The organism is Marinomonas piezotolerans, from assembly GCF_003362755.1.
In the GTDB taxonomy this organism is placed as follows: Bacteria; Pseudomonadota; Gammaproteobacteria; order Pseudomonadales; family Marinomonadaceae; genus Marinomonas; species Marinomonas piezotolerans.
Map to the genome: position 1 here is coordinate 32,418 of NZ_QKRA01000011.1, position 21,576 is coordinate 53,993.

The window sequence follows — 21,576 nt, forward strand, 5'->3', positions numbered from 1 at the left end:
CAACGCGCCCAACCAGTACTAACCACAACCCTGTGGACCAACTCGCCGCTTAAAATGTAAGATCGTCTGCTAACAATCCCCTTACCTGAAGCAAAATCCTAGCCAACTCAGAATTTTCATAGGTTTGCACTTGGATCCTCCCCCAAACCGGCTCTGGCCAGCAGTCATCACCCTCATTACGAGCGACATGATGAAGGTGAAGCTGACGAACCTTATTTCCGATTGCCGCGACATTTAGTTTATCAGGGGCAAAAACATCCTGAATGGTTTCCGCTAGCTGGCAACTTTCTGCCATGAGTTGCATTTGATCTGCCGGTTGTAAATGGTGAATCTCTTCAATACCTGATCTTTTTGGCACGAGTATAAACCAAGGCGCTAAGGCGTTATTAATCAACCTCAACTGGCACAAGGAGAAATCCCCCACATAAATCGAATCCCTTTCTAAAACTGGATCTAATTCAAACATGTCACTGCGTTCCTATTTACATTGTTGCGCTACATGAGCACTATAGCACTCTAATTTTAATTGTTCCCAACGACTTGGAGTCCCCATGACGGAAATGCGTTGTGTCCTTGACGCGCAGGCCAAACTAGCAGAATGCCCTCGCTGGGATGAGCAAACTCAAACCCTGTATTTTGTTGATATCGACTCATTCGAATTACACGCTTATCACCTCCCAACTGAAACACATACAGTGCGCACTTTTAGTGAGGAAATTGGCTGCTTTTCGCTGATAAGTAAAGGCGGCTTCATTGCTGCCTTTAGGTCAGGAGTCTATACCTTCGCGGATTTTAATGCCCCCCTAATTCCATACTGGTCCGCAGATTACGATCAAGCTACCACGCGCTTCAATGATGGCCGTTGCGACCCAAAAGGCCGCTTTCTAGCAGGAACAATGTACGCCCCAAAAGACGCTTTTCTAGCTGGCTTATATCAGTTCTCTAAGGACTCATGCCGTATATTAGACCAAGCAGCTTGGACATCTAATGGTTTGGCATTCTCGCCTGATCACACAACCATGTATTACTCGGATACACCAAACCACGTTGTTTACAAGTTTGACTACGATAGCACGACAGGCCAAGCGTCCAATAAACGAGTCTTCATTGAATTCCCCCGCGGCAACGGCCGCCCAGACGGCGCTGCAGTTGATACCGTGGGAAATTACTGGTCCGCTCTTTACCAAGGCCAACGCATTGTTAAAATAAGCCCCAATGGAGACATTCTTGCGGAGTTCCCTGTGCCTGCCATATATCCAACTATGGTTGCATTCGGTGGAGAAGATATGAAGACTCTGTTTGTATCAACGTGTCGCGGAGCACATACGGAACAAGAATTACAGACATTCCCTCAAGCTGGGGGGATTTTTGCCTTAGACACAAGCTCTGAAGGCCAAATAGAATTCCGCTTTGCGGGTTAAATCAATATTCAAACACTGAAAGACAAACTTACTATGCGCGCAAGCAACTACTTATTTTCAACGTTACGCGATGCTCCATCAGATGCAGTCGTAACCAGTCACCAACTCATGATCCGAGCAGGGATGATCCGCCAAGTATCGAAAGGGCTTTATACTTGGCTACCCACTGGCATTAAGGTATTTCGAAAAGTTGAAAACATTGTCCGCGAAGAAATGCAAAAGGCTGGCTCTCTTGAAGTCATGATGCCAGGAATTCACCCCGCAGAACTATGGCAAGAAACAGGCCGCTGGCAGAAATACGGGCCTGAGCTGTTGCGTTTAAAAGATCGCCATGATCGTGACTACTGTGTTGGCCCTACTCATGAAGAGGTCATTACTGATCTTGCTCGTAACGAGCTAACGAGCTATAAGCAACTGCCGCTAAATATGTTCCAAATCCAAACAAAGTTCCGCGATGAAGTACGTCCTCGATTTGGAGTGATGCGCTCTCGCGAGTTTGTTATGAAAGATGCTTACTCTTTTCACGTATCTCAAGAATCTCTGCAACAAACATACGATGTAATGCATCAAGCCTACTGCAACACGTTTGATCGTATCGGATTAGATTATCGAGCAGTTCAAGCAGATACTGGCTCCATTGGCGGTGCTTACTCCCATGAGTTTCATGTACTTGCAGATTCTGGTGAAGACGATATCGCATTTAGTGACTCTTCAGACTTCGCGGCAAATGTAGAACTTGCTGAAGCGGTTAGTTTGAAGCAAACCGCTGATGCACCAACGGAAGAGCTCAAAGAAGTTTACACACCGAACTGCAAAACCATTGCAGCTGTTGCGGAGTTCTTAAACCTTCCGGTCGAAAAAACCATAAAGACCATGCTAATAAAAGCCACTGATGAGAATGACACCCCGTCTATCATTGCACTGGTTCTGCGTGGCGATCACTCGATAAATGAAATAAAAGTTGAGAAGATTCCCGGAGCAGTTGTACCGTTCGAATTTGCGTCGGAAGCTGACATCATCGCAAAAGTAGGCTGTCAGCCTGGCTCAATTGGTCCAAAAGGATTGAAAGAAGCGGGCGTGCGTGTCGTGGTTGACCGATCTGCAGCCGTTCTTTCTGATTTTTGTGCCGGCGCAAACAAAGACGACTATCACTTCACTGGACTAAACTGGGCCCGTGATTGTGCAGAGTTTGAGACGGCAGATATCCGAAATGTCGTCGAAGGAGACCCTTCTCCAGATGGCTCAGGCAACATCGTTATTAAACGAGGCATTGAGGTTGGCCATATCTTTCAGCTAGGACAGACCTACTCAGAATCGATGAAAGCCACTGTACTCGATGAAAATGGCAAGGCGCAAACCATGTGGATGGGGTGCTACGGCATCGGCGTGTCACGTATTGTTGCCGCTGCAATCGAGCAAAACTTTGATGAGCGCGGCATCATTTGGCCAGAATCAATTGCCCCCTTTAGCATTGCAATCATTGCTATGAACTACGATAAATCAGAAGCCGTACGCGATGCCTGCGAAACACTCTACAACGAGCTGCAAGCAAAAGGCGTTGATGTCATTCTTGATGATCGAAAAGAGCGCCCTGGTGTGAAATTCGCGGATTGTGAACTTCTAGGCATTCCTCATCGATTTGTTGTTGGTGACAAAGGTCTTGCCAACGGTACGCTAGAGTACAAAGATCGTAAAACAGGAGAAGGTGAAGATGTTAAGCAAGGTCTGGCCGTTTCATTCATTATGGAAAAAATGGCTTAAGCCACCCTTAGCGCTTACCGTAATTGGCTTGAGTACACTCAGTACTCAAGCCGTATATGCTGAAGACGCAACCATTTGGCGCACCGCCATGGGTGCATCTATTGTCGCCACCGCACTCACGAACGCGCTAGGCGCGGATTCGATGTTATTGGAGCTAGGGACTGGCAATGACATATATTTTGCTCGCTACTCTGCCAGATGGTATGCAGACAACTCTCGCTCATTCGGCTCTAAACTGACAATCACCCCGTCGTTACAAGTAGGCTATTCCAAATGGCAAAGCGGGTTAGATAAAAGCTCATCTGCCACCAATAACGTAGTGGATCTATTACCCGTGTTTCGCTGGGAGGGAGGCATTCCATTTGTTAGTTTTATCGATACAGGCGTCGGCCTTTCGCTATTCAGTAACAATGAACTTGCAGGCCGTAAATTTGGCGGGCCACTTCAATTTAATAACTACTTAGGTCTCGGCTGGCGCTTCGGAGAACAACACAACTGGGAAGCATCTGTCCACTTCCAGCATTATTCAAACAACAACATCTACGACGATAACAATGGCGTCAATTTTACTCATTTATCAATTGGATATACGTACTAAGAGGTCACGATGACGACTATTTATCACAATCCGCGCTGTTCAAAATCAAGACAAACCTTACAACTACTTGAAGAGCACAGTATTACGCCCGAGATAATTCTCTATCTACAAACACCTCCCACAAAGTCAGAATTACAAAACCTTTTAGGAATGTTGGATATGTCCTCAGCACGCGAGTTAATGCGAACCAAAGAGGATCTATACAAATCTTTAAATCTAAGCGAGGTAGCGGACGAAAACACATTATTGGATGCCATGATTGAAAATCCAAAGCTGATTGAGCGCCCTATTGTCGTACATGAAGGCAAAGCAAGAATAGGTCGTCCACCTGAATCCGTGCTTGAGCTTTTCTAATGCCGATTAAAATACTAATCGTATTTTATAGTCGCCACGGTTCCGTAGCAGCAATGGCGAAACACATAGCGCGCGGCGCTCAACGTATCGCCAATACTGATGTAATCGTGCGGCAACTCCCTGACGCGTCGTTTAATAGTGAGCAAACTAGAGACGCGATACCAGAAGAAGGCTACCCATTTTGCGAAATAGAAGAGCTAGCAGAATGTGATGGCCTCGCCATTGGTTCACCCTCTTATTTCGGCAGCATGGCGGCCCCTGTAAAGCTATTTCTCGACCAATCAAGCCCGCTATGGATGAGTGGTCAGTTGATTGATAAGCCAGCTTGTGCCTTTGCTAGCGCAAGCACGATGCATGGTGGGCATGAAATGACACTGCATTCTATGATGATTCCTTTGATGCATCATGGAATGGTTTGGGTGGGACTACCATACAAGAATAGAGCTCTCATAAGCACGACTGCTGGAGGCACACCTTATGGTGTTACGCATTTGGCCTCTCAAACAAGCGAAACGGATTTAACAGATGACGAGAAGTCGCTTTGCGAAGCACAAGGTCAACGACTTGCAGAGCTTGCAACAACCCTAAAAAAAACTTAGTGAGTGCAAAACGCGACCTATATCAACAAAAAAATCCGATCGCCAGATTACCATAGGCATCGGATTTTTTTATAAGTACAGATTATGGCAAAGAAATTATCGATTAGCTCTCATGAAAAACTGCAGTATGAGTCATATTGCCAAAAATATGGAATACTCATAACGTTGACCTTGCTCGCTTTAGCAACAACACTCACACTGTGGCATTTAGTGTATGCTGATATAGAGCTTGCTCATCCCTACATTTTACTCAGCACAATACTTAGTCCCATCGCACTCGCCTTACTTGCAAATTTCAATCGTAGTGCGAAAGGCGCTATTGGAATTTGCTTCATTAGCCTAATGTACTTTATCGCAGGTGTATTAAACTGGACCCAAATATCTATCTGGCCAATTGGCATGAGTGAAACCTTGCTGTCCTGCATACTTTTTCTATTAGCTCTCCACTACGCAAGGTACAAAAGTTTAAGTGAACTACCAATTAAGTCTCTTACCTAAATAATCTCTCCGACCAAGATGCGAGACCGCTTGCAACACTGCCAAAGTGATCGCCATCTAAAACCGGTATGTCACCTATTTTAGACCGAATAGCAGACTGAACGACGGGAGATTTTGCAGATCCACCGGTAATGTAAATCACATCTGGCCGCTCGCCTGACTCAGAGATCGCACTTTCCATCAGTCTTATCATCTTTTGCAATGGTGATTCGACTGCTAAAGCAAATTGATCTCGATCTATATCCACCCCTAAACCTGATTCGATATAACTTAGATCAACGGTACAGTTTAGACTGTCAGAAAGCGAAATCTTCGCCTCCTCCGCATTTTTGACGACGTGAAAATTTTGCTTCAACTCACGTAACAAGGCAAACCTATCCATCAATTCAGGCGCCATCATATCCATACGAAGATGCTCCATTTGAACTTTCGTTTCCATACTATTGAACACACTTTGAGCAACCACATCATTCGTGGTAACCGCGTTCCAATAAATCTGGGTCGGCATTGGCAACCCTGTTTTCAATTCAGCCCCCATCCCAAATAGAGGCATAATTTCACGACCGGCCAACTGGATATCAAGGTCATTTCCACCCACCCGCTCACCTGTATAAGCCAAAAAGTCGTTAGTGCGATCTGACTTATTAAGATAGCTTGGGCCCATTCTAACCATGGCACAATCGCTGGTACCTCCGCCAATATCCACGACTAAAACCGTTTTATCTTTGGTTAGATTTCGCTCAAAATCGATGCCCGCAGCAATCGGTTCATATTGAAACTCAATATCACGGAAACCAGCTCTTTGTGCAGATGCCGTGAGTATTTCTAACGCCTGCGCATTACTCTCCGCGGCATCTATTCCTTGAAAATTTACGGGTCTGCCAATAACGGCTTGAGTCAGTTCCACTCCAAGAGACATTTCAGACCGCTGCTTCACATTCTGCATCATCACTGTAACGATGTCTTCAAAGAAGCGAACGTGTTCGACTCTAAGGCCTACCCCCCCCAAAAACGATTTGGGAGACTTTACAAAGTATCCTTCATCTTGATACTGATAGTACTCCTCAAACGCCTCTCGCCCATAAAACAAAACTTGATCGCCCGACTCGTACCCTTCCTCTGAGCGAAAACGCTGAGCTCTTGATAAAACAACATTTCGGGAAGCTATATAAGCAGCCCTTTGTTCATCCGAGAGCCCTTTCGCCACACTCTCCGTAATCAGATCTCGGCTTAACGCATACACCGCTGATGGCAAATACTTGTGATGACCTTCAAGCTGCGCTAGTCGTGGCTCCCCATTCGACATGATCCCCAATGCGCAGTTGGACGTCCCGTAATCAAATCCACAATACACTCCAACCCCCATCTAGCTTTCAAAAGTGCGGGACTTTAACACTGACCTAGCTTAACCAGCAATACATTTAGACTGTCCCCATATTACTGATCTGGTTTATAATCCGTCCAACGTTTACTACACGCCTACTTTTCTTTATATCGCGCTTGCAAAAGAGGACCTAAGCTTGAGCATCTCCAACAATATCCTGCATCATATTGAGAACTTCACAGCTCAGAGAGATAAGGAATTGCTCGCTTTCAGTCTATTGAAGAGCATTCGCAATATACTCAGCCCCGCGCAGTCTTCTATCATTACGCTTAATAAGCGTGATGAGCCGACAATGGAAATCACCTTAACTGGTGGCGATCGATGTACTTTCAATCACAGTAACATTGAGCTATCACCGGAAGTCAGAAAGTCGATCGACTATATGAATGCGTGGCACCTAGAGGAGTTTGTGGATGCGTACGAAGATCATCACCTATCTATCCATCTTCTTAAACAAAGTAGACAGCACGCGCAATATTTGATTGTTACGTTAGATAAGAAACCAAGCAAATCTGAAAACTATATAATCAAAGGAATGTTGAGCATCTATAGCAACTTCAGCTCTCTTCTTATAGAAGCTCAAACGGATGAACTCACAGGTCTGATGAATCGAAAGACATTCGAAGAGTCCATCGTGAAGCTGCACAACAACCAAAATACAGATGACTCTAGCCAAAACGATCAATCTAACTGGATTGCCATCATCGATTTAGATCACTTTAAAAGCATTAATGATAATTATGGGCACTTATACGGCGACGAAGTCCTAATACACGTATCTCGAGTAATGCAGCATACATTCCGTATGGATGATCTATTGTTTCGATTTGGTGGAGAAGAGTTTGTCGTGTTAATGAAACACCGTACAAAACAAGAATGCGAAGACCTTCTAGAAACACTAAGGCAAAATGTTCAGCAAATACAATTACCAAAAATAGACGCTATCAGCGTAAGTATTGGTGCTTGCCAGTTTCAAGAAGACATCTTCCACATCACACTGATTGACCAGGCAGATCAAGCACTTTATTACAGCAAACAGAATGGTAGAAACAGAGTGACCTTTTTTGACCATGTTGTATCGGAAGGGTTAGCGGTGGACAGCCAAGTTCATTCCGGAGATATTGACCTGTTCTAGTGTTAACCCCACTCACCCACAAAAAAGCCGAGGCATATACTACGTATGCCTCGGCTTTTTTCTATTTACAATAACGTCATTTACGCTTTGAAAGGGTCTCTCAATACGATTGTCTCGTTACGATCAGGCCCGGTTGAAACGATATCGACTGGCACACCAATCTTCTCTTCAATGAACTTAATGTATGCTTGAGCATTAGCTGGCAGCGCGTCAAAGCTAGGCGCACCAACCGTCGATTCAGACCACCCTGGCAACTCTTCATAAACAGGTTTGGCTTGCTCATATCCCTCTGCATCAACCAAAGAACCTGAAACTGGGTTGCCTTCTGCATCTTGGTAGCCAACACAAACTTTTATCGTCTCAAAACCATCCAAAACATCAAGTTTCGTTAAACAGATTCCCGAAATAGAGTTAATCTGCACAGCATGACGCAATACCATCGCGTCAAACCAGCCACAACGACGCTGACGACCTGTCGTCGCACCAAACTCATGGCCACGCTCACCCAAGCGTTGGCCATTTTCGCAGTCAAGCTCAGTTGGGAACGGTCCAGCACCCACACGCGTGGTATATGCTTTAGTAATCCCCAACACATAATCCAAATACAATGGCCCAAAGCCTGTTCCTGCCGGTGCTCCACCAGCAGTGGTATTAGAGGACGTCACATAGGGGTAGGTACCATGATCAACGTCAAGTAAAGAACCTTGAGCACCTTCAAACATAATGTTTGCGCCAGACTTACGAAGGTCATGCAGCAAACCAATTGTATCAGTCACCATTGGACGCAGGAATTCAGCCATTTTTAGGCCTTCAGCGTAAACGTCTTCGTACGATACTGGCTCAACTTTATAAAAGTTTTCAAGCATGAAGTTGTAGTACACAAGAACTTCTTTTAACTTGTCCGCAAAGCGCTCTTTATCGAGAATATCTGCGACACGAATAGCTCGACGTGCCACTTTATCTTCATAAGCAGGACCAATTCCACGGCCAGTAGTACCAATTTTTTTATCGCCTTTCGCGATCTCACGCGCCTGATCCATTGCAATATGGTAAGGCAGTATCAGAGGACATGCAGGGCTTATCTTCAAACGCTCAACAGCAGGAATACCCTGCTCTTGCAGCTCTTCAACTTCTTTAAGAAGTGCAGCAGGCGATAGCACGACACCATTACCAATGACACACTGAACACCTTTTCTTAAAATGCCAGATGGAATCAAATGCAATACTGTCTTTTTACCATCAATCACTAACGTATGGCCTGCATTATGGCCACCCTGAAAGCGCACAACAGCTGCAACTTCTTCTGTCAGCAGGTCTACGACCTTACCTTTACCTTCGTCACCCCATTGAGTGCCTAGAATAACTACGTTCTTACCCATTTTTATGGTCTCGCTTAAGATTGTTCTATACAGAAAATCGATTATTAAATTGAAACTAGTTTCCAGCCATCCCCATCAGGCGACAACTGAAAATCAAATTCTGATATATCAGGAGTTTGCTCAAGCTGCTCTACAACTATGTAACCGTCTGCACGAAGTGCTTGAATGGCTTGCCACAGCTCTTCCGATGAAGCTATTGGAGCCAAAACTTTTTTATGCTCTTCCAACCTAACATCTGCTAACGAAACTAGCGTTTTAACATCTGTACTAAACCCAGTCGCTGGCCGAGAGCGCCCAAATACTTCACCTATGAAATCGTATCGTCCTCCGCGCGCCACCGCATTACCGTAACCGGGCACATACGCAGCGAATACTAACCCTGTATGGTAGCTGTAAGACTCCATATCAGAGAGGTCAAAATGCAAGCCAACCGATTTGAATCGTGCTGATACTGCATTAACAACAACACGTATCTGAGAAAGCGCTTTATTCACAGACTCACTGACATCGCGTAAGGCTTGCTCAGCTTTATCTAAAACCTCTACCCCACCGCATAAACGAGGGAGAGCCAATAACCATTGCTTGGCTTGCTCTTCTATCTGGAGTGATGCAACAAAAGCCTCGAGTTCAGGCAGCCCCTTAGCACGATACAAAGAAGCCAGTTTCTGCTCTTGCTCTTCAGTAAGACCTGATGCCGCCATAACTCCGCGTACAACATCAATATGACCAACATCGAGAACAAGCTTGGATAAACCAGCCACAGTCAATGTCTCTAGCATTAAAGACAGAACTTCTAAGTCACTTTCAATATTATTGTGGCCATATAGTTCTGCCCCAAGCTGAATCGGACTGCGAGTACCATCAAGACCTGCTGGCGTTGTGCGCAATACACTGCCACAGTAGCTTAAGCGTTGAACACCCTCGTGCTTGAGACAATGCGCATCAATACGGGCAACCTGTGAAGTAAAGTCCGCTCGAATACCCATCAATCGACCAGATAGTTGATCAATCACTTTAAAGGTTTCAAGATCTAGGTCGGAGCCTGCTCCGATAAGAAGGGAATCTAGGTATTCTAATAGAGGGGGTATGACTAATTGATAACCCCAATTTTCGTGGAGATTAAGCAGCGTTCTTCTCAGGTGCTCGATTTTAGCCGCTTGTTTTGGCAAAGCCTCGTCTACACCGTCTGGAAGCAACCAGCGATCTGCTAGCGTCATTAAACATTATCCTCTTAGCTTCGGGCCAGTAATAGGAGCGTTAACCCAAGAAACATACTCACCGCCCCAAGCATTCGCAAACTCTTATCTGAATTTGCGATCGCTCTCGCCATTAACTCACGCCATAAATTTGGGCGAACAAACGGCAAAACGCCTTCGGCTATCAGTAGTAAACTGAAGCCAACCAGCAGCGAATGCAACAATTCCTGCATAGACTCTCTATAATTTGACCATTAAAAAACCGGGCGTCACCCGGTTTTGGAGATTCTAGCACGTTTTAATGGCTGACTTACAGGCAAAACCCATGTAAGCCAGCCAAAAAAAACAGCTTAATTTGCTTGTTTAAAGTACTTAAAGAACTCGCTATCTGGTTTCAGCACAAATAGATCACCGTTGTCAGCAAAGCTCTCTCGATATGCTTGAAGACTACGATAAAACTCATAGAACTCTGGATCTTTCGTGTAGGCTTGTGCATAAATTGCGGCAGCCTGTGCATCACCATCACCACGGATCATCTCAGCATCTCGTTGAGCTTCTGCCTCAAGTACAACCTGTTGACGATCGGCATCTGCACGGATCCCTTCTGCAAGCTCCAAACCTTTCGAACGATGCTCTCTGGCTTCACGTTCCCGCTCAGTACGCATACGCTGATAAACAGACTCACTAACATCTGGCGGTAAATCAATTCGTTTGACACGAATATCAACAATAGTAATACCCAATTCACGCTTGGCCACAGTATCTAAACCGTCGCGCAACTCTGTCATTAACTCTTCACGCTCACCTGACACGACCTCGTGCATGGTTCGCTCACCAAATTGATTACGCAGCCCAGTATCCACTCGAGAAGATAGCACTCGGTTTGCAACAAATTCGTCACCAGAGGTTGCTTGATAGAAACGCGCGACGTCTGCAATTTTCCATTTAACGTATGAGTCAACGATAACGGCTTTTTTCTCAAGCGTTAGGTAACGCTGAGGACGTGAATCCATAGTCAAAATTCGCGCATCAAAGGTTTTCACCTCATTCATCACAGGAATTTTAAAATGCAGACCCGGCTGGACATTATCTTCAACGATTTCACCAAATTTAAGTACGACTGCTCGCTCTGTCTCTTTGACAACATAGAGTGTTTGAGAGCCGACCAACACGATTACCAATAGAAGAAAAATAATTGAGAAAGATAGGTTTTTCATTAATTTCTCCCTTGACGGTTAATCGCTGTTGAACTCTGACGACTACGAATCTCTTCAATCACTTGATCTGTTAGAGAGCTAATAGAAGTAGAATCTAATCTACTGAGTTCCGCCCCAGATGCTCGCTGCTTCATAAGTTGATCAAGTGGCAAATACATCATGCTGTTGTTGCCGTCTGCATCTATGACCACTTTATTCACATCTTTATATATAGACTCGATTGTCTCTATATATAGACGCTTCCTCGTCACCTCAGGCGCTTTTGCATATTCTTGGTATAAGCGTTCAAAACGATCAGCTTGACCTTGAGCCCGAGCAACAATTTCAGAACGATATGCTTCAGCCTCTTCACGAATACGCTGAGCACGACCACGAGCTTCCGGAATGATACCATTTGCATACGATTCGGCTTCGTTTCGAACACGCTGCTCATCTTCTTTCGCTTTAATTACATCATCAAATGCTTCCTGCACTTGATTCGGCGCTTGAGTATTCTCAACGTTTACCTTGGAAATCAAAAGCCCCGTACCATAATCATTGACATAAGACTGAAGGCGCTCTTTAACTTCAGACGCTAACACTTCACGACCTTCCGTCAATATCTGATCCATTACCGTGGTGCCCACTACATGACGAAGCGAACTCTCCACGGCTTGAGAAAGAGACTCTTCCGGCGCACGTACGTTGAGTACAAAGTCACGAGGGTTATCTACAGAGTATTGTACTGAAACACCAACCTCTACAATCGCCTCATCAACCGTTAACATCAGCGCCTTGTGATCATGCGAACGAACTTTGGTGACATTCACTTTCGTGACAGAGTCAATCATAGGCGGGTTCCAGTGCAAACCAGGCATTACGGTCTCACTGTATTTACCCAACCGCAAGACAACGCCTCGTTCCTGCTGATCTACCTGATAGATACCTGTGGCCGCCCATAACGCCGCTAAACCAACTAAAATGATACCAATCAAGCCACCGCTAAACTTCCCACCAAAACTTGGGCCACCGTTAGATCCGGAACCACCGCCAGATGAGCGTTTTTTCTTAACACCTAACATGCCCATTAGCTTGTTAAACGCTTCATCCAAGTCTGGTGGCGCCTGATCTTTGCCACCGCCTTGGCGACCCCAGGGATCGTTATTTGGCTCTTGGTCACGCCCCCCGTTGCTGTTACGGTTTTTATCCGTGTTCCAAGGGTCGTTGTCGTTATTACCCGGTTCATTCCAGGCCATACTACATCTCCACTTTCTTATAATGAATAATCCGGTATTCAGGCTGCCTGAATCTGTTCTTCAGTCATCCCAACTTTAGCAAGAATTTGCAAGTAATCTTTACGTGGCAAACGCAACGCTAATATAGATTGCCCAAGCTCATCATAATGCTCTTCCTTGACGCCACCCTGCTCAAACAACATCGCCCTAAAGCGACCTTGGTCATTTGGGACGACAATCGTATCATTGACAATATCTTCTGAGAGAAGTTCTGCAATGGCTTGCTCAAGTAATTCAATGCCAACCCCATCACGAGCAGACACCCATACACGAACAGGGTTCCCATGCTCATCTCGATCTATACGAGGTTCGCCAGTTTCGAGGGCATCAATTTTGTTGAATACTTTAAGCGTAGGAAGCTCATCCGCACCGATTTCTTGTAAAACCGTCTCTACAGACTCAATATTGTCATCGCGATTTATATCCGCAGCATCAACAATATGCAACAACAAATCTGCTTCCGCCGACTCTTTCAATGTTGCCTGAAAAGCTTTCACCAAACGGTGAGGTAACTTTCTGATAAAGCCAACTGTATCAGCCAATACAACCGTACCAACCTGCTCTAGGTCCAACCGTCTTAAAGTTGGATCCAGTGTTGCAAACAGTTGATTCGCAGCATAAACCTCAGCACCAGTTATACGGTTGAATAGCGTAGATTTACCAGCATTGGTGTAACCAACAAGTGACACAGTAGGTACATCTGAGCGCGCTCGCGCTCTGCGGCTTTGGTCGCGTTGAGAGTTAACTTTAGCCAATCGCTTCTGAATCGACTTAAGCCTATCTCGTAGTAAGCGTCGGTCTGTCTCTAATTGAGTTTCACCAGGACCGCGCATACCAATACCACCTTTCTGTCTTTCAAGGTGGGTCCACCCGCGCACTAATCGCGTCGACATATGCTGAAGCTGCGCGAGCTCTACTTGGAGTTTACCTTCATGTGTACGTGCCCGCTGAGCAAAAATATCCAAAATAAGCCCAGTGCGATCAAGCACTCGACAATTCAACATACTCTCTAAATTACGCTCTTGGGAGGGAGATAAGGCATGATCGAAAAGAACAACTTGCGCTTCTTCACGAACCACAATGTCCTTGATCTCATCAAGTTTGCCTGTACCGACAAAGAATTTTGAATCCGGCTTATGGCGCGACCCAGTCACAATCGCAACAGGGTCTGCACCAGCAGATATAGCGAGCTCTACGAACTCTTCTGGTCCGTGATTTTCATCTTGATCATGAAAATCAATATGAACCAGCACAGCAATTTCACCACTTTCAGGGCGTTCGAAAAACAAGTTATATAACCTCTATTTGTCCTATAAATAGGACAAATTTATTCTGCAGCGTCTTCCGCCTGATCAGGGGACGGCAAACGAATAGTACGAGATGGGACAACGGTCGAGATTGCGTGTTTGTAAACCATCTGACTAACAGTGTTTTTTAACAAAATCACAAACTGATCAAAAGACTCGATCTGTCCTTGAAGTTTTATACCATTCACAAGAAAGATAGATACAGGCACTCTTTCTTTGCGAAGTACATTTAGGTAAGGGTCTTGTAGTGACTGCCCTTTTGACATCGGACTCTCCTTAAGCAAGCAAACATATAATTAAAATATTGGCAAAACAATACGCTAGATAATACACTAATTCTTTATTGATTTCCCCTTATATAATCCTGCTTTGCACGTATTTCAAGGTTTGGGCGAAAAGATCACGATCAAGGCTATTAAAAACAGCTAATTCATCCCAACCTCTTAGCCAAGTAAGCTGTCGTTTAGCAAGTTGACGCGTTGCTACCACGCCTTTATAAATAGCATCATCAAGCGTGTCCAACCCTTCCAAATACTGCCATAGCTGTCGATAACCTACACACCGAACTGAGGGCATATTGATCGTTAAATCGCCACGAGCATAAAGCGCTTCAACTTCAGCAAGGAACCCCTCATCCATCATAATATTGAAGCGCTGCTCTATACGTTTATGCAATGTAGATCTGTCTTCTGGCATCACCGCAATATTCACTAGATCATACGGCAGCTCTTGGGCTGTCTGTTCGGCCCACCATTGAGTCATTGACTTACCCGTTAATCGATAGACCTCTACAGCTCTTTGCAAACGCTGAGGGTCATTATCGCCTATGCGCTTAGCAGACTCTGGGTCAACACGCATTAGCTCATCATACAAACTAATCAAACCATACTGGCGTACCTGCTCATCTAGCTGAGCACGCATTTCAATATCGGCAGAAGGCATAGCCGCAAGTCCTTTCTGCAGCGCATTAAAATACATCATGGTTCCGCCCACCAACAAAGGAGTCTTTCCTTTGGACAGAATATCATTTATTTCGCGCTTGGCGTCTGACAAAAAATCTGCGGCTGAATAACTTTCAATTGGGTCAATGATGTCGATAAGACGATGCGGAGCTTTTGCTAAAACATCGGCTTCAGGCTTAGCTGTACCAATATCCATGCCCTTATAGATCAGCGCGGAATCAACACTCACTATTTCAAAGTCATGATTAGCAGCCATTTCTACAGCAAGCCCAGTCTTGCCCGAAGCAGTAGGTCCCATTAAACACACAACTTTTGGCTTATTTATCATTAACGGCCTCGTAAAAATAATTTATCCAAATCGGACATTGAGAGCTGCGTCCAAGTTGGCCTTCCATGGTTACATTGACCACTGCGCTCAGTGATCTCCATATCCCTTAACAAGCTATTCATTTCTGTGATCGTTAGCTTCCTGTTTGCTCTTATCGCACCGTGACAGGCCATTGTTGCCATCAGTTCGTTTGCTCTAGCTTGCAGCAAATCAGTCGCCCCATTCACAGATAAATCACTGACAACATCGCGCACTAAGCTCTCGATGTCTCCATCAATTAAAATGACTGGCACTTCCCGAACCATCACGCTTTCAGGTCCTGATCTCTCCAAAGTAAACCCAAACTGGCTAAACACAGCAACATTATCTTCAATTAAATCCGCTTCTGCTTGAGAAACCGCTACGTTAATTGGCACGAGTAGTGGCTGAGCAGCAACACTCTTAGAATAGAAAGCCGCTTTCATTCGCTCATATACAATGCGCTCGTGCGCGGCATGCATATCCACAATAATCATACCTTGGTCTGTTTCAGACAATATATAAATCCCGTGAATCTGCGCCACCGCATAACCAAGTGGAGGGGTAGTCGAATGTGCCGGCGACGGTTCAGATGCTAATGCGCCTTGAGTCTCAGTTGGCTTTTGGCCATATTCTTCATGATTAACCGCATCACCACCAGGCACTACCGTAATTTCACCAGTCTCAGGGTTAATTTCCTCTCGACTAAAGCCACGTGCGTATTCAGCCATTTGAGAGACAGCCGTCATCTGGTTTCTAACATCATTGGGGGATACTGCTTTATCCCCAGCTGTCATCCAAGCTGTTTCTCTATCTACTTGGCGAGGATGACCAAGACGTAAATTATCTTGCTGGTGAATTTGCGACTCAGACTTCTGAATAGGGTTTTCAGCACTACCTGATGCTCCCGCTTCGGGGCGTACATCCGCTAACACTTTGTGAATACGGCTGAACAAGAAATCATGTACCAATCGCCCATCACGAAAGCGAACTTCATGCTTAGTCGGATGCACATTAACATCTACGGTTGCAGGGTCGAGCTCTAAATAAAGCACGAACGTAGGATGACGCCCATTGTATAGAACATCTCTATATGCTTGGCGGACAGCGTGTGCCACCAACTTATCGCGAACAACGCGACCATTCACAAAAAAATACTGTAGATCTGCCTGCGATCGGGAAAAAGTCGGTAACCCGATCCATCCCCAAAGGCGCAATCCTGCAGCTTCAACATCTATGGTCAATGCATTTTCTATAAATTTTCGGCCTAGCAGTGTCGCCAAGCGATGCTCCGCATGCATTTGATCCGCGACAGGTCGAAGATCATAAATCTGTTTACCATTATGATTTAAGCGAAACCCAACATCGTAACGACTAAGTGCCAGCCGCTTCACAACTTCTTCGAGATGGTTAAATTCGGTCTTTTCTGTGCGTAGAAACTTGCGACGGGCAGGCGTATTAAAGAATAAATCTCGAGCTTCTATTGTCGTCCCTTGAGGGTGAGAAGCGGGTTTAACCGAGGTAACCATATCCTTCCCCTCCGCTTCAACACGCCAAGCAGCCTGCTGCCCAGCTGCTAACGAGGTGAGATGCAAACGAGATACTGAACTAATACTGGCCAGAGCTTCGCCTCGGAAACCTAGAGTGCAAACAGACTCTAAATCATCTAGGGTTACTATTTTACTGGTTGCATGTCGACTGAGCGCTAAAGATAAGTCTTCTTTCTCAATGCCCGTACCATTGTCACGTATTTTTATTCCGCGAACACCGCCCTGCTCAACATCGATATCAAGTTGCGTTGCTCCGGCGTCTAAACTATTTTCCAAAAGCTCTTTCACCACAGAAGCAGGACGTTCAACGACTTCCCCAGCCGCGATCTGGTTAGCTAGCCGTGGAGAAAGTAAATTAATTCTAGACATGAAATTCCTTCAATACATTGGGGAACTAGCTCGCTGGTATCGAGAGTTTTTGGCCTACCCATATCACGTCATTTTTTAGAGTATTGGCTGCGCGTAGTGCTCCGAGAGAGACGCCATTTTTACGGGCGATTTCGGATAGAGTGTCTCCCTTGGAAACAGTATAGGTATAGCCACTTTTTTGTTTCTGTCGCCACGCAATATAAGAATCATCTGGAGGGTTCTTGGTAAAGAAATCTTCCACCCCTTTTGCAATCGAATTGGCTAGACGTCTTCGATATGTACCACTAGAGAGATTTTTTGCCTCAGTTTTATTAGATACGAATCCCGTTTCAATCAATATCGAAGGAATGTCAGGAGACTTAAGAACCACAAAACCCGCCTGCTGCACGGTATCTTTGTGCAACACAGCTACCCCTTTCATCTCACTAAGCACTTGCGCCCCGATATCTAAACTCATTTGAATCGTCGAGTTCATTGACATATCCAACAAAACTTCTGCCAGCAGTTGATCCTTATCGTCCAGCGATATACCCCCAACTAAATCAGCAGATTGTTCCTGTTGAGCTAACCAGCGCCCCATTTCTGATGTTTTTCCGCCAAGAGACAGCGCCCAAACAGAGGCTCCACGAGCCGAAGCTTTAGTAAACGCATCAGCATGAATCGAGATAAGCAAATCTGCATTGGCCTCCCGAGCAATTCGAGATCGATCGCGAAGCTGCAAATATTCATCGGTTGACCTGGTTAACACAGCCTTCACACCTTGCAAAGCATTTAGACGTCGAGCCAACTCTTTACCGATTGATAAGACAATATCTTTTTCTCGAACATTGTATTGCCCCAACGCTCCCGGATCCTTGCCACCATGGCCAGGATCGATAACCACGACGACATCTCGCTTTGCATTAGAAATAGAGGCAAGACTTTTTACCACCGTCGCAGTTTTTGGCTTTCCATACTCCAGTTCAACCATTATACGTGGGCCATAATCCCCCGCAGCAGAAAGCTCTGTTGTCTTTGCCTTTACTTGTTGATTGAGATCTAAGACAAAACGTACGCCGTTATCTCGCTTTGCATAGCGCACCCGTAACAGAACACTTGAGGAAAGTGCCGCAAGGTTATTCACGATTGCTTGGGATATGTCAGAATCGCTAATATCCAGCACTACACGATCAGGTTTGCTAAGCGTAAACATACGATGCTGAGCTTCAGCATTCAGCTCAAACACTAAACGCGTAACACCTGATTGCTGAGCAACACGAATATCCTTCACTTCAGCAGCATTAACAAATGCGCTAAAGATCAACAAAAGAACAGGCAACAAACAATAAACAGAAAAGATTTTTTTATACATATCAGACAGCTAGCTAGTATATGACCACACTATAACTGTTGGGGCGGGGGATCTCAACGAAACCGTAATAAGAGGCAAAAAAGGAGGCGCAAACCTCCTTTATATTTTAGCTCGCAAGCTGCTCAATAATGCCATTGATTGCAACATCACCATATGCCGTTTTTGATTCTATGCTGACAGCTCGGCCAGAACGCACAAGATCTAAATGGACAATTATATCCGGTTCAGGCAAAACACCTTTTCCCATTTCCGCCCATTCTACGAGGCATAACACATCGTCACGGAAATAATCACGAATCCCCATGTACTCAAGCTCTTCTGCATCACTAATACGATATAAATCAAAGTGGTACACTTCCCCGCCATCTAATTCGTATGGCTCTACTATCGTATAGGTTGGACTTTTTACAGGCCCAATATAGCCTAAACCACGTAACAGACCACGAACGAGCGTCGTTTTACCCATACCTAAATTGCCGTCCAAGTACACGACTCCGCCCTGTTTAAGCGCCCCCGCTAATTTCTCCCCAAAAAGCTCCATCGCTTCTTCGCCGAATATCTCTTTCTCTATCATTAATTTCTCACTTCTCTACACACACCGGTGTGCGCAAAATCATTCCAAATAATCCAATAATTGGTAAGGCTGCATTGCAATGGCCCCCACCTGTTTTTCACAAGCTTTGCCAGCTTTGTTATGCCATGCGGCTGCTATCACTGCCGCTTCGAACGGGTCGGTATAATACGCCAAACAGCTACCGACTATGCCGCTCAAAATATCGCCTGAGCCCCCCTTCGCCAACCCTGGGCATGGCTGACCCACGATCATCACTTGACCAGACGGAGAAGCTACAACACTTGTTGCGCCTTTGAGTATCACTACAGACAAGTAACGCTCAGCAATCCTCTTTGCCGCAGAAACAAGGTCGGATAGAACCTCCGATACAGTCCACCCCATCAATCTAGCCGCTTCACCAGGGTGTGGCGTCAACACCATTCGAGAGCGCTTTATCGGTTTTTTCATCAACCAATAAAGACCATCCGCATCGATAACGGCAGACACATCCTGATTTGAAAACTGATTCCAGGCTTCACTTGACCAAGCGGATTTACCTAACCCTGGCCCGATAACAACGACAGGTTGCTGCCCTCTAAGTGCCTGTGTTAGCGCCCCATCCTTATCACACAAGCACATTACATTAGGGTTACGTACTAACGAAGCACTTAGATGCCTTTCATGAGTGAATAGACTTACCGTCCCAGCTCCAGACTTGGCTGAGGCTTCACTTGCCATAATCGCCGCCCCACCAAACCCTGCGTCTCCACCTATGACCGCAACGTGTCCATAAGTTCCCTTATGAGAATTAGGTAATCGTGAGCAGGGTAAATACTTTTCAAGGGCGGACGGATCAACAAAGTATGCCAGCGCCTGATCAGGCGCGTCCACAGCTTGCAGCGTCTCGATGACAATATCATGACAAGCAACACTACCGTCCAGTAAATAGTGGCCTATTTTGTCTGCGATAAAACTGACCACCAAATCTGCGTGTACAACTGGACTCCCTATTCCACTGCAGGCATTCAGTCCACTAGGCGTATCAACACTAACAATCCAAGCCCCTTCATGGCGACAGTGATTCATTGTATCGACTGCTTGCTTATATTTTGCCGACAACGGAGGCTTAAAACCTATCCCCGTAACAGCATCTACAATCACTGTCCGGCTGACCGTACTCAGCTCATCCACCCCTTTTAATAGGGCGACTTGGTCATAATTAAGGGCGGCCTGTTCTGCACGTGCTGCATCGCCTGATCTGGGTGTTTCAGAAACATCGAAAATAGAGACAACCAAACCATCTTGCGCGGCTAATGCTGCGACGATAAAACCATCTCCCCCATTATTTCCTCCACCTATAACGACATCTAAATGTGTCAACTTCGGGAAGCGACGTAATATATGTTGATACAACGCAGCCCCTGCACGCTGCATCATTGCGAAACTATTCCCTTCAGCCGCAAAGCTTGCTTGCTCTCTTCGTCGAATTGCAGCGATATCGAATAAAGGCGTAAGATACCTAGTTGGAATTGAATTAATCATGGCGTCTCCCGACCCTAAAGGCATATATCATGGATCTGTCACACAGCTTGCTCATAGGCGCCGCAGTATTGATAACAGGTATTTCAAAAGGCGGTTTTTCTGGTGCATTTGGAATTATCGCTGTCCCGCTAATATCACTCACAACTTCACCCATAACTGCTGCTGCAATCATGCTACCAATCCTCTGTATAATGGATCTGTTTACCATCCAAAAATTTTGGCGGAAATGGGACATAAAAGCCGTTCAATCAAGCATCCCTGCTGCGATAGTCGGTGTTGTTATTGCTTCACTCATCGCATCATGGGTGTCAGAAGCATTACTCAAGCTATTAGTCGGGAGTGTCGCCATTGGGTTTACACTCAATGCATGGCATGCCAAATATAAACAACGAAAAAGCAATCCCCTAGGCGTAGCAGCTTCAAACTTTTGGTGCGCATTAGGCGGCTTTACCAGCTTCATCGCCCACGCAGGCGGTCCACCGATCAGCGTCTACTTATTACGCCTAAACCTAGATAAAACGGCCTATGTTGCATCGGCAGCCTTTATTTTTACCGCCATCAATTATGTAAAAATCATTCCTTATGCTTTTCTAGGGCAATTCAATACAGCCGTACTCTGGCAGTCATTTCTATTTATTCCGGTCGCTTTTATAGGCGTTCAACTGGGTGCGTGGATGCACTACAAAGTTGATCCAAAGCTGTTTTTCAAAATACTTTATATTTTCTTGTTCATCACTGGAGCAAAACTCATTTGGGACGGCGGAAGCGCACTATATTAAC

General features: G+C 45.4%; 22 protein-coding genes. 8 read left to right on the top strand and 14 right to left on the bottom strand.

What is annotated here, in order from left to right; genetic code table 11:
• Positions 1 to 49 precede the first annotated feature (49 nt).
• Positions 50 to 466, bottom strand: coding sequence for an HIT domain-containing protein (locus DN730_RS16735; RefSeq protein WP_115469293.1), 417 nt, complete (start codon positions 464 to 466; stop codon positions 50 to 52).
• A gap of 85 nt (positions 467 to 551) precedes the next feature.
• Here DN730_RS16735 and DN730_RS16740 point away from each other — a divergent pair, with 85 nt between their 5' ends.
• From DN730_RS16740 to DN730_RS16765, 6 genes are all read left to right on the top strand, one after another.
• Positions 552 to 1,421, top strand: coding sequence for an SMP-30/gluconolactonase/LRE family protein (locus DN730_RS16740; RefSeq protein ID WP_115469294.1), 870 nt, complete (start codon positions 552 to 554; stop codon positions 1,419 to 1,421).
• A gap of 33 nt (positions 1,422 to 1,454) precedes the next feature.
• Entirely contained in the window at positions 1,455 to 3,182 is a 1,728-nt protein-coding gene (locus DN730_RS16745) for a proline--tRNA ligase (protein WP_115469295.1), read from the top strand.
• Positions 3,133 to 3,780, top strand: coding sequence for an acyloxyacyl hydrolase (locus DN730_RS16750; RefSeq protein ID WP_115469296.1), 648 nt, complete (start codon positions 3,133 to 3,135; stop codon positions 3,778 to 3,780). The genes DN730_RS16745 and DN730_RS16750 overlap by 50 nt, the downstream gene beginning before the upstream one ends.
• A 9-nt stretch (positions 3,781 to 3,789) precedes the next feature.
• Positions 3,790 to 4,134, top strand: a complete 345-nt coding sequence (gene arsC, locus DN730_RS16755; protein ID WP_115469297.1) for an arsenate reductase (glutaredoxin) — start codon at positions 3,790 to 3,792, stop codon at positions 4,132 to 4,134.
• Complete coding sequence (wrbA, locus tag DN730_RS16760; RefSeq protein WP_115469298.1) at positions 4,134 to 4,733, top strand: NAD(P)H:quinone oxidoreductase; 600 nt, start codon at positions 4,134 to 4,136, stop codon at positions 4,731 to 4,733. Before arsC ends, wrbA begins: the two co-directional genes overlap by 1 nt.
• Before the next feature lie 84 nt (positions 4,734 to 4,817).
• Complete coding sequence (locus DN730_RS16765; RefSeq protein WP_115469299.1) at positions 4,818 to 5,231, top strand: DUF2069 domain-containing protein; 414 nt, start codon at positions 4,818 to 4,820, stop codon at positions 5,229 to 5,231.
• On the opposite strand, the gene yegD is transcribed toward DN730_RS16765, so the two are convergent.
• Complete coding sequence (yegD, locus tag DN730_RS16770) at positions 5,224 to 6,585, bottom strand: molecular chaperone (RefSeq protein ID WP_115469329.1); 1,362 nt, start codon at positions 6,583 to 6,585, stop codon at positions 5,224 to 5,226. The genes DN730_RS16765 and yegD overlap by 8 nt on opposite strands.
• Positions 6,586 to 6,751: 166 nt before the next feature.
• On the opposite strand from yegD, the gene DN730_RS16775 reads away from it, so the two are divergent.
• On the top strand, positions 6,752 to 7,750 hold the full coding sequence (locus tag DN730_RS16775) for a GGDEF domain-containing protein (RefSeq protein ID WP_115469300.1): 999 nt from the start codon (positions 6,752 to 6,754) through the stop codon (positions 7,748 to 7,750).
• Between the two features lie 80 nt (positions 7,751 to 7,830).
• Here the strand turns inward: DN730_RS16775 and DN730_RS16780 are convergent, their stop codons facing one another.
• The 12 genes from DN730_RS16780 to DN730_RS16835 form a co-directional block, all read right to left on the bottom strand.
• The gene (locus tag DN730_RS16780) at positions 7,831 to 9,129 is read right to left on the bottom strand and encodes an adenylosuccinate synthase (protein ID WP_115469301.1); all 1,299 of its coding nucleotides are present in this window, start codon (positions 9,127 to 9,129) and stop codon (positions 7,831 to 7,833) included.
• A gap of 44 nt (positions 9,130 to 9,173) precedes the next feature.
• Positions 9,174 to 10,346 (bottom strand): ATP phosphoribosyltransferase regulatory subunit, encoded by a 1,173-nt coding sequence (locus DN730_RS16785; protein WP_115469302.1) that lies wholly within the window; start codon positions 10,344 to 10,346, stop codon positions 9,174 to 9,176.
• A 14-nt stretch (positions 10,347 to 10,360) separates the two neighbouring features.
• Positions 10,361 to 10,558, bottom strand: coding sequence for a DUF2065 domain-containing protein (locus DN730_RS16790; RefSeq protein WP_115469303.1), 198 nt, complete (start codon positions 10,556 to 10,558; stop codon positions 10,361 to 10,363).
• Between the two features lie 117 nt (positions 10,559 to 10,675).
• Positions 10,676 to 11,542, bottom strand: coding sequence for a protease modulator HflC (hflC, locus tag DN730_RS16795; protein ID WP_115469304.1), 867 nt, complete (start codon positions 11,540 to 11,542; stop codon positions 10,676 to 10,678).
• A complete protein-coding gene (hflK, locus tag DN730_RS16800) occupies positions 11,542 to 12,777 on the bottom strand; it encodes an FtsH protease activity modulator HflK (RefSeq protein WP_115469305.1) in 1,236 nt (411 codons plus the stop codon). Before hflK ends, hflC begins: the two co-directional genes overlap by 1 nt.
• A 38-nt stretch (positions 12,778 to 12,815) precedes the next feature.
• A complete protein-coding gene (gene hflX, locus DN730_RS16805) occupies positions 12,816 to 14,105 on the bottom strand; it encodes a ribosome rescue GTPase HflX (protein WP_115469306.1) in 1,290 nt (429 codons plus the stop codon).
• A 38-nt stretch (positions 14,106 to 14,143) separates the two neighbouring features.
• Positions 14,144 to 14,389: an RNA chaperone Hfq gene (gene hfq / locus DN730_RS16810; RefSeq protein WP_067097470.1), complete on the bottom strand. Its 246-nt coding sequence runs from the start codon at positions 14,387 to 14,389 to the stop codon at positions 14,144 to 14,146.
• Positions 14,390 to 14,477: 88 nt separating this feature from the next.
• Complete coding sequence (gene miaA / locus DN730_RS16815; RefSeq protein WP_158541233.1) at positions 14,478 to 15,410, bottom strand: tRNA (adenosine(37)-N6)-dimethylallyltransferase MiaA; 933 nt, start codon at positions 15,408 to 15,410, stop codon at positions 14,478 to 14,480.
• A 2-nt stretch (positions 15,411 to 15,412) separates the two neighbouring features.
• Positions 15,413 to 17,350 (bottom strand): DNA mismatch repair endonuclease MutL, encoded by a 1,938-nt coding sequence (gene mutL / locus DN730_RS16820; protein WP_115469308.1) that lies wholly within the window; start codon positions 17,348 to 17,350, stop codon positions 15,413 to 15,415.
• Between the two features lie 25 nt (positions 17,351 to 17,375).
• Positions 17,376 to 18,701, bottom strand: coding sequence for an N-acetylmuramoyl-L-alanine amidase (locus DN730_RS16825; RefSeq protein WP_115469309.1), 1,326 nt, complete (start codon positions 18,699 to 18,701; stop codon positions 17,376 to 17,378).
• A 106-nt stretch (positions 18,702 to 18,807) separates the two neighbouring features.
• Entirely contained in the window at positions 18,808 to 19,275 is a 468-nt protein-coding gene (tsaE, locus tag DN730_RS16830) for a tRNA (adenosine(37)-N6)-threonylcarbamoyltransferase complex ATPase subunit type 1 TsaE (RefSeq protein WP_115469310.1), read from the bottom strand.
• Positions 19,276 to 19,314: 39 nt separating this feature from the next.
• A complete protein-coding gene (locus tag DN730_RS16835) occupies positions 19,315 to 20,796 on the bottom strand; it encodes an NAD(P)H-hydrate dehydratase (protein ID WP_158541232.1) in 1,482 nt (493 codons plus the stop codon).
• Between the two features lie 29 nt (positions 20,797 to 20,825).
• Here DN730_RS16835 and DN730_RS16840 point away from each other — a divergent pair, with 29 nt between their 5' ends.
• The gene (locus DN730_RS16840; RefSeq protein ID WP_115469312.1) at positions 20,826 to 21,575 is read left to right on the top strand and encodes a sulfite exporter TauE/SafE family protein; all 750 of its coding nucleotides are present in this window, start codon (positions 20,826 to 20,828) and stop codon (positions 21,573 to 21,575) included.
• Position 21,576 lies beyond the last annotated feature (1 nt).

Bases quoted from the DNA above. Each gene is read 5' to 3' on its own strand.
- tsaE (WP_115469310.1), bottom strand. From the start codon at position 19,275: ATGATAGAGAAAGAGATATTCGGCGAAGAAGCGATGGAGCTTTTTGGG.
- DN730_RS16825 (WP_115469309.1), bottom strand. From the start codon at position 18,701: ATGTATAAAAAAATCTTTTCTGTTTATTGTTTGTTGCCTGTTCTTTTG.
- DN730_RS16745 (WP_115469295.1), top strand. From the start codon at position 1,455: ATGCGCGCAAGCAACTACTTATTTTCAACGTTACGCGATGCTCCATCA.
- arsC (WP_115469297.1), top strand. From the start codon at position 3,790: ATGACGACTATTTATCACAATCCGCGCTGTTCAAAATCAAGACAAACC.
- DN730_RS16750 (WP_115469296.1), top strand. From the start codon at position 3,133: ATGTTAAGCAAGGTCTGGCCGTTTCATTCATTATGGAAAAAATGGCTT.
- DN730_RS16790 (WP_115469303.1), bottom strand. From the start codon at position 10,558: ATGCAGGAATTGTTGCATTCGCTGCTGGTTGGCTTCAGTTTACTACTG.
- DN730_RS16740 (WP_115469294.1), top strand. From the start codon at position 552: ATGACGGAAATGCGTTGTGTCCTTGACGCGCAGGCCAAACTAGCAGAA.
- DN730_RS16780 (WP_115469301.1), bottom strand. From the start codon at position 9,129: ATGGGTAAGAACGTAGTTATTCTAGGCACTCAATGGGGTGACGAAGGT.
- DN730_RS16735 (WP_115469293.1), bottom strand. From the start codon at position 466: ATGTTTGAATTAGATCCAGTTTTAGAAAGGGATTCGATTTATGTGGGG.
- DN730_RS16840 (WP_115469312.1), top strand. From the start codon at position 20,826: ATGGATCTGTCACACAGCTTGCTCATAGGCGCCGCAGTATTGATAACA.
- hflC (WP_115469304.1), bottom strand. From the start codon at position 11,542: ATGAAAAACCTATCTTTCTCAATTATTTTTCTTCTATTGGTAATCGTG.
- mutL (WP_115469308.1), bottom strand. From the start codon at position 17,350: ATGTCTAGAATTAATTTACTTTCTCCACGGCTAGCTAACCAGATCGCG.
- DN730_RS16835 (WP_158541232.1), bottom strand. From the start codon at position 20,796: ATGATTAATTCAATTCCAACTAGGTATCTTACGCCTTTATTCGATATC.
- wrbA (WP_115469298.1), top strand. From the start codon at position 4,134: ATGCCGATTAAAATACTAATCGTATTTTATAGTCGCCACGGTTCCGTA.
- DN730_RS16785 (WP_115469302.1), bottom strand. From the start codon at position 10,346: ATGACGCTAGCAGATCGCTGGTTGCTTCCAGACGGTGTAGACGAGGCT.
- DN730_RS16765 (WP_115469299.1), top strand. From the start codon at position 4,818: ATGGCAAAGAAATTATCGATTAGCTCTCATGAAAAACTGCAGTATGAG.
- hflK (WP_115469305.1), bottom strand. From the start codon at position 12,777: ATGGCCTGGAATGAACCGGGTAATAACGACAACGACCCTTGGAACACG.
- hfq (WP_067097470.1), bottom strand. From the start codon at position 14,389: ATGTCAAAAGGGCAGTCACTACAAGACCCTTACCTAAATGTACTTCGC.